Below are 11,465 nucleotides of genomic sequence, written 5' to 3' on the forward strand. Positions count from 1 at the left end.
ATGCGGCGCATCGTGGTGGCAGGCGGCGGCACTGCCGGCTGGATGGCCGCGGCGGCGCTCGCCCGCACCATGGGCCGCGCCGTCGAGGTGACGCTGGTCGAATCCGACGCGATCGGGACGGTCGGCGTGGGGGAATCGACCATCCCGCCGCTCATCAATTTCAACCGGCTGCTCGGCGTCGACGAGGCCGAGTTCATGGCCGCCACCCAAGCGACCTTCAAGCTCGGCATCCAGTTCGAGAATTGGAAGATGCCGGGCCACCGCTACTTCCACTCCTTTGGCTATACCGGGAAGGACCATTGGTCCGCAGGCTTCCAGCATTTCTGGCTCTATGGCCGCACCAAGGGGCACCTGGCATCCTATGATGCCTATTGCATCGAGTTGCTCGCCGCACTGGAGGGCAAGTTCGGGCACCTGCCGGGCGACCGGGCCAACTATGCCTATCAGCTCGACGCCACGCTCTACGCCCGCTTCCTGCGCCGGATGGCGGAAGGGGATGGCACGCGGCGGGTCGAGGGCAAGATCGCGCAGGTCGAACTGGACGGCCAGACCGGCAACATCGCCGCGCTGGTGCTGGAGAGCGGTACGCGCGTCGAAGGCGACCTGTTCCTCGACTGCACCGGCTTCCGCGCCCTCCTGGTCGAACAGACGCTGCACGCCGGGTTCGACGACTGGAGCCATTACCTGCCGTGCGATTCCGCCATCGCCATCCAGACGGAGAGCATTGCGCCGGCCGTCCCCTATACGCGCGCGATCGCGCACGACGCGGGGTGGCAATGGCGCATCCCGCTCCAGCACCGCACCGGCAACGGGCTCGTGTTTTGCAGCCGCTACCTCGAACGAGATGCGGCGCTTGAGCGGCTGCTCGGGAACCTCGAAGGGCCCACCCGCACGGAGCCCAACCACCTGCGCTTCACGACCGGCGTCCGGCGGCAGCAGTGGGTCCGCAACTGCGTCGCGATCGGCCTGGCGGGCGGCTTTGCCGAGCCGCTGGAGTCGACCAGCATCCACCTGATCCAGCGCGCGGTGCTTCGACTGATCCGGATGCTGCCGCTGTCCGAGGTCAGTCCGCGCGACGTCGCCGAGTTCAACGAGCAGCAGCTGCAGGACATGACGCACGTTCGCGACTTCCTGATCCTGCACTACAAGGCCACCGAACGCCGGGACAGCGCCTTCTGGCGACACTGCGCCGACATGGCGATCCCCGACAGCCTCGCCCAGAAGATCGAGCTGTTCCGGGAAACCGGCCGCGTGTTCCGCAAGAACGAGGAGCTGTTCGCCGAAAACAGCTGGGTGCAGGTGATGATGGGGCAGGGGATCGAACCGCGCGCCTGGCACCCGATCGCCGAGAAGCTGCGCGACGAGGAGCTTGCGCGGCTGCTCACAACCCTGCGGGAGAATGTCGCGCGGACGGTCGCCGCGATGCCGCGGCATGCCGACTATGTGGCGAGCTATTGCGAGGCCGCCCGCGAACAGGCGGCCTGAGGAGGATGGCCCGCCGCCGACAGCGGGTGACGATCAAGCACGTCGCGGCCGACGCGGGCGTGTCGCTGCAGACCGTGAGCCGCGTCATCAACAAGGAGCCCAACGTCCGCGCGGAAATGGCGGAACGGGTGCAGGCTTCGATCGACCGGCTCGGCTATGTTCCGTCGATCGCGGCGCAGCGCATGGGGGGATCGCGTTCCTACCTGATTGTGGCGCTGAACGACCGGCAGCGCACCATCGAGGACTGGCGCAACCGGCAGGGCACCGACTGGGTCGACCAGATGCTGCTGGGGGGGATGCTCACCTGTGCCGAGCACGGCTACCGCATGATCGTCGAACTGGTCGACACCCACAGCGACCATATCGAGCGCGAGCTGTCGGCCGCGCTCGCCGCGCTGCAGCCCGACGGCGTGATCCTGACCCCGCCGCACTCGCACAACCCGCTGATCACCGGCTTGCTTGCCGAGCAGCACATCTGCTTTGCGCGCGTGGGTTCGCTGGTAGAGGGCCCCGGCTTCCGGCTGACCATGGACGACCAGCATGCCGCCGTGCTGGCGACCGAGCATCTCCTGGAACTGGGCCACCGGCGTGTCGGCTTCATCGCAGGGCCGAGCGACTATGAGCTGAGCGGCTGGCGCATCCAGGGCTGGCGCTCCGCCATGGCCGGGAAGGGTCTGGCGGCCGACCTGCTGGCGGTGGGCGACTTCGGTTATGACTCCGGCCTCGCGGCCGCCGAACGGCTTCTTGCCAGTGCCGACCCTCCGACGGCGATCATCGCGAGCAGCGAGCAGATGGCGATCGCGACGCTCGATGCCATTCGCGCGCGCGGGCTGGAGGTGCCTGGCGACATGTCGCTGGTGAGCTTCGACGACACGCCGATCATGCGCTTCACCCACCCGCCGCTTACCGCGGTGGTGCAGCCGATCGCGGAAGTGACTGCCCGCGCCGTCGAGTTGCTGATCGCGGCGCAGGGCGGCGGCGATCGTGAAGGCGCGCCGGTGGTGGTGCCGGCCAGGCTGACGGTGCGGGAATCGACTGCGGCACCGCGCCGGTAGGAAAAGGGGCGACGCGTGCCGCCCCCTTTCGCGCGCTTACAGGTTCAGCAGCGCCGGGTCGCCGCCCTGCGCGGTGATGTTCACCGACACCGCGCGCTCGGTCGCGTAACGCAGCAGCGCATGCGGGCCGCCCGCCTTGGGGCCGGTGCCCGACAGGCCCTCGCCGCCGAACGGCTGCACGCCCACCACCGCACCGATGATGGAGCGGTTCACATAGACGTTGCCCGCCGGCACCAGGTCGCGCACCTGCTCGGCGAAGCGCTCGATCCGGCTGTGGATGCCCAGCGTCAGCGCATAGCCGGTGGCGGCGAGCTGGCGCCCGATGCTCTCCAGCTCGTCGGCGCGATAGCGGTAGATGTGCAGGATCGGACCGAACACTTCCTTGCCGAGGAAGTCGGCGCGCGGCACTTCGGCGAGTACCGGGCCGAAGAAGTTGCCGCGCGCCCCCCAGGCGCCGGGATCGACGCGCTTGAGGACCTTCGCTTCCCGTTCCAGCCGCCCGGCGTGTTCCTCCAGCATCGCCTGCGCCTCGCCGTCGATCACCGGGCCGACGTCGGTGGCGGCATCGGCAGGGTCGCCCACCACCAGCGTGTCGACCGCGCCGACCAGCGTGGCGATCAGCTCGTCCGCCGATTCCTCCGGCACGAACAGCAGCCGCAGCGCCGAACAGCGCTGCCCGGCCGAACCGAGCGCGGAAACGACCACGTCGTCGACCACCTGCTCCTTGAGCGCGGTGGTGTCGACGAACATCGCGTTCAGGCCGCCCGTCTCGGCGATGAACGGCAGGATCGCGCCGGGACGATTGGCGAGCTGGCGGTTGATGGTCCAGGCTGTGTCGGTGCCGCCGGTGAAGGCGACGCCGTGGACCAGCGGGTGTCCGACCAACGTCGCGCCGACCGTGGCGCCGTCGCCCGGCAGCAACGCGAGCAGATCCGCGTCGAGCCCCGCACGGTGGAACAGCCGGATCGCCTCCGCCGCGACCAGCGGCGTCTGCTCGGCCGGTTTGGCGAGCACGGCATTGCCGGCCGCCAGCGCAGCGGCGATCTGGCCGGTGAAGATCGCCAGCGGGAAGTTCCACGGGCTGATGCACACGAAGGTGCCGCGCCCGCGCAGTTCGAGATGGTTGGTCTCGCCCACCGGACCGGTGAGCGGTTGGAGCCCGGAGAACTGCTTCTCGGCGAGGTGCGCGTAGTAACGGCAGAAATCGACCGCCTCGCGCACCTCGGCGACGCCGTCGTTAAGCGTCTTGCCCGCTTCCCGCGACAGCAGCGCCACGAAGCGGTCCATTTCGGCCTCGAGCGCATCGCCCATGGCGCGCAGCACGACGGCACGACCGGCACCGCCCTTGCGGTCCCAGGCCGGCTGGGCGGCGCGCGCGACGCGGCCCGCGAGGTCGATGTCCTCCGCGGTCGCTTCGCTCACCGCCCCGATCAGGCGGTTCCGATCGACCGGGCTGGTCATCGGCTGCGGCCCCTTGCCGGCCAGCAAGCGGCCGCCGACGATCGGGCCGGCGGAGATGGTGTCGGCGGCCCCCAGGTCGGCCGCCAGGCGCGCGGTCGTCCGCTCGCTGTCGCGGCTATAGTCCCGGCCGAGCGGGTTACGACGGGTTGCGCCGTAGAGGTCGCCCGGCACCGGGATGCGCGGGTGGCGGCCAGGCTGCGCCTGGACCGCCGCGATCGGGTCGCCGACCACCATCTCGGCCGGCACCCGCTCGTCGAGCAGGGCGTGGACGAAGCTGGTGTTGGCGCCGTTCTCCAGCAGTCGTCGCACGAGATAGGGCAGCAGCTCCTCATGCCCGCCGACCGGCGCATAGGCGCGCAGCGTGAAGCGGTCCCCGGCCGAGCGATACAGCGCCTCGCCCATGCCGTGCAGGCGCTGGTGCTCGATGCGGACGCCGGCGCGATCCGCCATGCGCCGCACCGCCGCCAACGTATGGGCGTTGTGGGTCGCGAACTGCGGGTAGAGGCTCGGCGCGGCGCGGATCAGCTGCTCGGCGCAGACGAGATAGGAGAGGTCGGTCGCCGGCTTGGTGGTGAACACCGGATAGTCCGGACGGCCGCCGACCTGCGAGCGCTTGATCTCGCTGTCCCAATAGGCGCCCTTCACCAGCCGGACCATCAGGCGGCGACCGCTCGATTGGGCCAGCGCCTCCAGCCCCGCGATCACCGCACGGCCGCGCTTCTGATACGCCTGCACGACGACGCCGAGGCCAGTCCAGTCGCCCAGCTCCGGCTCCCGCACCAGCCGCTCGATCAGCTTGAGGGAGAGCACTAGCCGCTCCGACTCTTCCGCGTCGATCGCGAGGTTCAGGTCGTGCCTGGCGGCGATCTTCGCCAGCCGCACCATGCGCGGGTAGAGTTCTTCCCAGACCCGCGCTTCCTGCACCGCCTCGTAACGCGGGCAGAGCGCCGAAAGCTTGACGGAGACGCCATGGCCGTCCTCCGGCGAAAGCCCCGTCCCGCGCGCGCGGCCGACCGCCTCGATCGCATCGGCGTAGATCCGCTCGTAGCGTTCGGCGTCCTCGGCCGTGCGGGCGCCTTCGCCCAGCATGTCGAACGAGCAGAGATAGCCCTCGCGCCTGGCGCGGGAGAGTGCGCCCTCGATGGTGCGGCCCAGCACGAACTGCTCGCCCATCATCTTGACCGCGGCGCCCACCGCCTGGCGGATCACCGGCTCGCCGACGCGCGCCGCCAGCCGCTTGGCCCAGCCGGAGAGATCGCGGCGCGCTTCCTCGTCCACGTCGATCAGCTTGCCGGTCAGCATCAGCCCCCAGGTGGAGGCGTTGACGAACAGGCTGTCGGAGCCGCCGAGATGGCTCGCCCAGTCGGCCGATCCGATCTTCTCGGCGATCAGCCGGTCGCGCGTCTCCGCGTCCGGGGTCCGCAGCAGCGCCTCGGCCAGGCACATCAGCGCCAAGCCTTCCTTCGTGCCGAGCGAGAATTCCTGAAGGAAGCTCTCGACCACGCCCTGCTTGCGGGTGGAGGCGCGCGCCGCCTTCACCAGCCCCACCGCATCCTGGCCGATCACGCTGCGCTCCTCCAGCGACAGCGGCACTGCCCGCAGCAGGTCTGCAACCGTTTCCTCTTCGTCCTGGTACTGCAGGGCGTCGAGGTGGTTCCAATCGAACGAACGAAGCATGCGGCTCTCCGACAGGCGGGAAGGTTCTTCCAAGTTGCTGCGGGAGCTATGCGAAAGCCCGCCGATTGTGCTTTGCATTTTGCCGGGTCCCGCCGAATTCTCGGGCCCTAATGCCAGTTGGGCCGAAGGATCTTCGATGGACGCCATGGACCGAAAGCTGCTGCGCGTGCTGCAGGAGGACGGACGCATCACCAACCAGGCGCTCGCCGAACGCTGCGGCCTGTCGCCTGCCGCCTGCTTCGACCGGGTGAAGCGGCTGCGCGCCAATGGCGTCATCACCGGCTACACGGCGCTGCTCGATCCGGGGCAGCTCGACCGCGCGCTGATGATCTTCGTCGAGGTGCTGCTCGATCGCACCACCGACGACGCCTTTGCCGCCTTTGCCGAGCATGTCCGTCGCGTGCCGGAGGTGCTGGAGTGCCACATGGTCGCCGGCGGCTTCGACTATCTGCTCAAGGTGCGGGTGGCCGACATGGCCGCGTACCGGGCCTTTCTGGGCGACACGCTGGTGGCCATGCCCGGCATCCGGGAGACGCGGACCTATGCGGTGCTGGAGGAAGTGAAGGCGACGACCCGGCTGCCGCTATAGCATCAGCCCAGCAGGTGCCGGTACAGCGCCGCATAGCGCGCGCCGCTGTTCTCCAACGAGAAGTCGGCGGCCATGCCCCGGCGCTGGATCTGCCGCCAGCGCGGTGCATCCCGGTACAGCGCGATCGTGCGCGCGATCGCGCCGCGGAGCGCCTGCGGTGTGACGCCGTCGAACTGCACGCCGGTCGCCACCCCCGCGTCGAGCGCGGCGACATTGGCGTCGATCACCGTGTCGGCCAGCCCCCCGGTGCGCGCCACCACCGGCACGCAGCCATAGGCGAGGCCGTAGAGCTGGGTCAGCCCGCACGGCTCGAAGCGGGACGGGATCAGGATCGCGTCGGCACCGCCCTGCAACAGATGGGACAGCGGCTCGTCATAGCCGATCTGTACGCCGATGCGGCCAGGGTGGCGGTCGGCTGCGGCGCGAAACGCCTGTTCCAGCGCCCGATCGCCGGAGCCGAGCATCGCCAGGCGGCCGCCCATCGCGACCAGATCGTCGAGCAGGCTGGCGAGGACGTCCATGCCCTTCTGCCAGGTGAGCCGACTGACGACGGTGAAGATCGGACCCTCGCCGTCCAGGCCGAAGCGCGCTTCCACGGCGCGCGTGTTGGCGGCGCGCGCATCCAGCGTGTCGGCGCTGTAGCGCGCGGCCAGCAGTGGATCGGTCGTCGGGTTCCACACCGCCGGATCGATGCCGTTCAGGATGCCCGTGACCCGGGCACCGCGCGCGGCGATCAGCCCCTCCAGTCCCATGCCGAACTCCGGCCGCCGGATCTCCTCGGCATAGGTCGGGCTCACGGTGGTGATGGCATCGGCCGCCCATAGGCCGGCCTTCAGCAGGCCGACGGCGCCGTAATACTCGACCCCTTCGATGCCCCAGGCATGCGGCGGCAACTCGAGGGCGGGGAACACGCCCGCGTCGACGCTGCCCTGGAAGGCGATGTTGTGGATCGTGGCCACGCTCTTGGTGCCGTGCGCGCCGCCGGCGAACCGCAGATAGGCGGGGGCGAGCCCTGCCTGCCAGTCATGGGCGTGCAGCAGGTCGAAGCGCCGGCCGCCGACCGCGCCCGACGCCAGCTCCGCGGCCGCCCGCGAGAGCGCAGCGAAGCGGCGCCAGTTGTCGTCCCAGTCGCGCCCCGATGCATCGGCGTAGGGGCCGCCGTCGCGCGCGAACAGCGCGGGTGCGTCCAGCACCCACAGCGGATGGTCGCCGAGCGATCCGGCGAGCAACCGCGCCTCCACGCCCAGCAACGCGGGCCAGTGATGCACCACCTGGGCGTCCGGCATCTGCGCCAGGACCTTCGGATATCCCGGCAGCAGGGTGGTCGTGGCGACGCCGTGCGGGGCCAGGGCATCCGGCAGCGCGCCGACCACGTCGGCCAGCCCCCCGGTCTTCACCAGCGGATAGGCTTCCGACGCGACCGACAGCGCCTGGATCATGCCAGCCGGTCGATCATCGGCTGGGTGATCAGGCACACGCCGTTGTCGGTGCGGCGGAACCGCCGTGCGTCGAGCACCGGATCCTCGCCCACCACCAGCCCGTCGGGAATGCACACGCCCGCGTCGACCACCACCTTGGTGAGCCGTGCGTTGCGGGAGATCTTGCAGCGCGGCAGGATCACCGCCTGCTCCAGCGTGGCAAAGCTGTGCGCCCGCACCCCGGTGAACACCAGGCTGTTGCGGATCGACGCGCCCGAGATGATGCAGTCGCCCGAGATCAGCGAGCTGGTCGCCTCGCCACGGCGGCCTTCTTCGTCGTGGACGAACTTGGCCGGGGGGGTCACCTCCGAATAGGTCCAAAGCGGCCAGCTGTGGTCGTAGAGATCGAGCTTGGGCACCACGTCGGTCAGGTCGATGTTCGCTTCCCAATAGGCGTCCACCGTGCCGACGTCGCGCCAATAGGCTTCGCGCTCCTCGGGTGCACGCACGCAGGAGTCGGAGAAGCGGTGCGCCACCGCATTCCCGTGGCGGACCAGATATGGGATGATGTCCTTGCCGAAATCGCGCGCCGAGTTCGGATCGGCGGCATCGCGGCGCAGCTGCTCGATCAGCAGCGACGTGTTGAAGACATAGATGCCCATCGAGGCAAGCGCGACGTCCGGGCGGCCGGGCATCGCGGGGGGATCGGCAGGCTTTTCGACGAAGTCGGTGATCCGATCCTGCGCGTCGACGGCCATCACGCCAAAGCCGCTCGCTTCCAGCCGCGGCACCTCCATGCAGGCGACCGTCACGTCCGCGCCGGACTGGCAATGCTGCTGGAGCATCAGCTCATAGTCCATCTTGTAGATGTGGTCCCCCGCCAGGATGACCATATACTCGGGCGCGTAGCTCTCGATGATGTCGATGTTCTGGAAGACTGCGTCGGCGGTGCCCTCGTACCACTGGAACTCGCTGATGCGCTGCGATGCGGGGAGGATGTCGAAGCCCTCGTTGCGCTCGCGCCGCAGGAAGTTCCAGCCGCCCTGCAGGTGGCGGATCAGCGAATGCGCCTTGTATTGGGTGGCAACCCCGATGCGGCGGATGCCGGAATTGATCGCGTTCGAGAGCGCGAAGTCGATGATGCGCGACTTGCCGCCGAAATAGACTGCGGGCTTGGCGCGGACATCGGTCAGTTCCGCCAGCCGACTGCCGCGCCCGCCCGCCAGCACATAGGCCATGGCGTCGCGTGCCAGCGGCTGCCCGCGTCTCTCGATCATCGTCTCTCTCCCGTTCGCGTTTGTCGTTATGGTTGCAGAACGCTTAATCCGGCGTCCGGGTTCTCTGGCGGGTTCGCTGGGGCAGGTCAGGCGACGTGCCAGATGTCGCGCGCATATTCGCGGATGGTGCGGTCCGACGAGAACCAGCCCATGCCCGCCACGTTGCGGATCGCCGCGGCACCCCAGCCGGCGGGGTCGCGCCAGCGTCGGTCGACCTCGCGCTGGGCCGCGGCATAGCTTTCGAAGTCCGCGGCCAGGAAGAACCTGTCGTGGTCGTAGAGTTCCCCGACCAGCCCGGCGTAGCGCCCCGGATCGTCGGGGGAGAAGACGCCGGAGGCGATTGCCGACAGCGCCTGGGCAAGCGCCGGGCAGCGCTCGATCATTTCGCGCGGATGATAGTTGCGGGCCCGCTCGGCGACCTGGTCGGCGGTGAGGCCGAAGATGACGATGTTCTCGTCTCCGACGCGATCCTTGATCTCGATGTTGGCACCATCGAGGGTGCCGATGGTGAGGGCGCCGTTCAGCGCCAGCTTCATGTTGCCGGTGCCCGACGCCTCCATGCCGGCGGTCGAGATCTGCTCGGAGAGATCCGCAGCGGGCATGATCCGCTCCGCCAGCGACACATTGTAGTTGGGCAGGAACGCGACCTTCAGCAAGCCCTGGACGGCCGGATCGCCGTTGATCCGCCGCGCGATGTCGTTGGCGAGCTTGATGATCAGCTTGGCGTTCCAATAGCTCGGCGCCGCCTTGCCCGCGAACAGCTTGACCCGGGGTACCCAGTCGCGCTCCGGATGGCTGCGGATCTGGTCGTAGAGCGCCACCGTCTCGAGGAGGTTGAGCAGCTGGCGCTTGTACTCGTGGATGCGCTTCACCTGGACGTCGAACAGCGCGTCCGGGTCGAGCGACAGGCCCGTCTCCGCCCGGATATGGTCGGCCAGTGCGACCTTGTTGGCGCGCTTCACCGCGGCGAAGCGCTCGCGGAAGCTGGGATCGTCCGCGAGCGGGGCGAGGCGCGAGAGCTTGGCGGCATCGTCCTTGAACGCCGGGCCGATCCCGTCGGCGATCAGCGCCGTCAGCCCCGGGTTGCACTCGTGCAGCCAGCGGCGCGGCGTGATCCCGTTGGTCTTGTTGTTGATGCGGTCGGGATAGAGGCGATGAAGGTCCGCGAACACGGTCTTCTTCATGAGCTCGGTGTGCAGCGCCGCCACGCCGTTGATGCTGTGCGCGCCGGCGAAGGCCAGATTGGCCATGCGCACGCGCCGCTCGCCGCCCTCGTCGATCAGGCTGATCGCGGTGATCGCGCGGTCGTCGATCCCCGGCGTCTCGCGCGCTTCCTTCAGCAGCTTGGCGTTGATCGCGTAGACGAGCTGCATGTGCCGCGGCAGCAGCCGCTCGAACAGCGGCAGCGGCCAGCTTTCCAGCGCCTCGGGCAACAAGGTGTGGTTGGTGTAGCCGAAGGTCGCGCGCGCGATATCCCACGCTTCGTCGAAGGCCACGTCGTGATGGTCGACCAGCAGCCGCATCAGCTCCGCCACCGCCACCGCCGGATGGGTGTCGTTGAGCTGGATCGCCGCCTTCTCCGGCAACGTCGTGATGTCGCCGAAATACTGCATGTGCCGGCGGACGATGTCCTGGATCGACGCGGAGGAGAAGAAATACTCCTGCCGAAGCCGCAGTTCCTGTCCCGCAGGGGTGGAGTCCGCCGGATAGAGCACGCGTACCAGCGTCTCGGCGGCGACCTGGCCGGCAAGCGCCCCTTGGTGATCGCCGGCGTTGAACCGGTCGAGCCGGATCGGGTCGAAGGCACGCGCCGTCCACAGCCGCAGCGTGTTGACCCGCCGCCCGCGCCAGCCGACCACGGGGGTGTCCACCGCCATCGCCTCCAGCCCCTCGGCCGGCTTCCAGTGGACGCGACCGCCGTCCTCGCTGACGACCTCGCCGCCGAAGCCGACCAGATAGGCGCTCTCGCGCCGCTCGAATTCCCAGGGATTGCCGTGCGCGAGCCAGGTTTCGGGCAGCTCGACCTGCCAGCCGTCATCGATCCGCTGGCGGAACATGCCGTTCACATAGCGGATGCCATAGCCGTAGGCGGGCAGGTCCAGGCTCGCCAGGCTCTCCATGAAGCAGGCCGCCAGCCGCCCCAGGCCGCCGTTGCCCAGCGCCGCATCCGGCTCGATCGCCTCGATCGCGGCGAGTTCGATCCCGAGCTCCTCCAGCGCGTCGCGCACCTCGGAGTCCCGGCCGAGGTTGGCAAGTGCGTCGCGCAGCAGCCGGCCGATCAGAAACTCCAGGCTGAGATAATAGACTCGCTTGGCACCGGCGGCATGGGCGGCGCGCGTGGACTCCATCCACCGGTCGATGATGTCGTTGCGCAGCGTCAGGATCGTCGCGGCGAGCCAGTCGTGCGGGTGCGCCGCGCGCTCGTCCTTGCCGATGCGGTGCTTGAGGGTGTCGACGATCTGCGCGGCAAGCGGGGACTGGGTCATGGGTGCGCCGTATCAAA

The 11,465-nt window shown here is 69.2% G+C and carries 7 protein-coding genes; 3 read left to right on the forward strand and 4 right to left on the reverse strand.

The features are described from left to right. Positions 1-1,485, forward strand: a complete 1,485-nt coding sequence (locus EO081_RS09660; protein WP_240697625.1) for a tryptophan halogenase family protein — start codon at positions 1-3, stop codon at positions 1,483-1,485. A 5-nt stretch (positions 1,486-1,490) separates the two neighbouring features. Continuing rightward, positions 1,491-2,540 carry a LacI family DNA-binding transcriptional regulator gene (locus EO081_RS09665; protein WP_129341748.1) on the forward strand — a complete coding sequence of 350 codons (1,050 nt, stop codon included), beginning with the start codon at positions 1,491-1,493 and terminating at the stop codon, positions 2,538-2,540. A gap of 36 nt (positions 2,541-2,576) precedes the next feature. On the opposite strand, the gene putA is transcribed toward EO081_RS09665, so the two are convergent. Beyond that, the gene (gene putA / locus EO081_RS09670; protein ID WP_129341749.1) at positions 2,577-5,678 is read right to left on the reverse strand and encodes a bifunctional proline dehydrogenase/L-glutamate gamma-semialdehyde dehydrogenase PutA; all 3,102 of its coding nucleotides are present in this window, start codon (positions 5,676-5,678) and stop codon (positions 2,577-2,579) included. 136 nt (positions 5,679-5,814) lie between these two features. On the opposite strand from putA, the gene EO081_RS09675 reads away from it, so the two are divergent. Next, on the forward strand, positions 5,815-6,267 hold the full coding sequence (locus EO081_RS09675) for an Lrp/AsnC ligand binding domain-containing protein (protein WP_129341750.1): 453 nt from the start codon (positions 5,815-5,817) through the stop codon (positions 6,265-6,267). Positions 6,268-6,269: 2 nt separating this feature from the next. Here EO081_RS09675 and glgA read toward each other — a convergent pair whose 3' ends face one another. From glgA to EO081_RS09690, 3 genes are all read right to left on the reverse strand, one after another. Further along, positions 6,270-7,706: a glycogen synthase GlgA gene (glgA, locus tag EO081_RS09680; RefSeq protein ID WP_129341751.1), complete on the reverse strand. Its 1,437-nt coding sequence runs from the start codon at positions 7,704-7,706 to the stop codon at positions 6,270-6,272. Further along, positions 7,703-8,959, reverse strand: coding sequence for a glucose-1-phosphate adenylyltransferase (gene glgC / locus EO081_RS09685; protein WP_375781665.1), 1,257 nt, complete (start codon positions 8,957-8,959; stop codon positions 7,703-7,705). The genes glgA and glgC overlap by 4 nt, the downstream gene beginning before the upstream one ends. A gap of 89 nt (positions 8,960-9,048) precedes the next feature. Next, on the reverse strand, positions 9,049-11,448 hold the full coding sequence (locus tag EO081_RS09690) for a glycogen/starch/alpha-glucan phosphorylase (protein WP_129341753.1): 2,400 nt from the start codon (positions 11,446-11,448) through the stop codon (positions 9,049-9,051). Between the last annotated feature and the right edge of the window lie 17 nt (positions 11,449-11,465).

Origin of the sequence: Sphingomonas desiccabilis (assembly GCF_004135605.1) — a bacterium.
GTDB classification, from domain to species: Bacteria; Pseudomonadota; Alphaproteobacteria; order Sphingomonadales; family Sphingomonadaceae; genus Sphingomonas; species Sphingomonas desiccabilis.

Excerpts from the sequence above, each read along its gene's own strand:
- EO081_RS09690 (WP_129341753.1), bottom strand. The coding sequence starts at position 11,448 with ATGACCCAGTCCCCGCTTGCCGCGCAGATCGTCGACACCCTCAAGCAC.
- EO081_RS09665 (WP_129341748.1), top strand. The coding sequence starts at position 1,491 with ATGGCCCGCCGCCGACAGCGGGTGACGATCAAGCACGTCGCGGCCGAC.
- glgA (WP_129341751.1), bottom strand. The coding sequence starts at position 7,706 with ATGATCCAGGCGCTGTCGGTCGCGTCGGAAGCCTATCCGCTGGTGAAG.
- putA (WP_129341749.1), bottom strand. The coding sequence starts at position 5,678 with ATGCTTCGTTCGTTCGATTGGAACCACCTCGACGCCCTGCAGTACCAG.
- EO081_RS09675 (WP_129341750.1), top strand. The coding sequence starts at position 5,815 with ATGGACGCCATGGACCGAAAGCTGCTGCGCGTGCTGCAGGAGGACGGA.
- EO081_RS09660 (WP_240697625.1), top strand. The coding sequence starts at position 1 with ATGCGGCGCATCGTGGTGGCAGGCGGCGGCACTGCCGGCTGGATGGCC.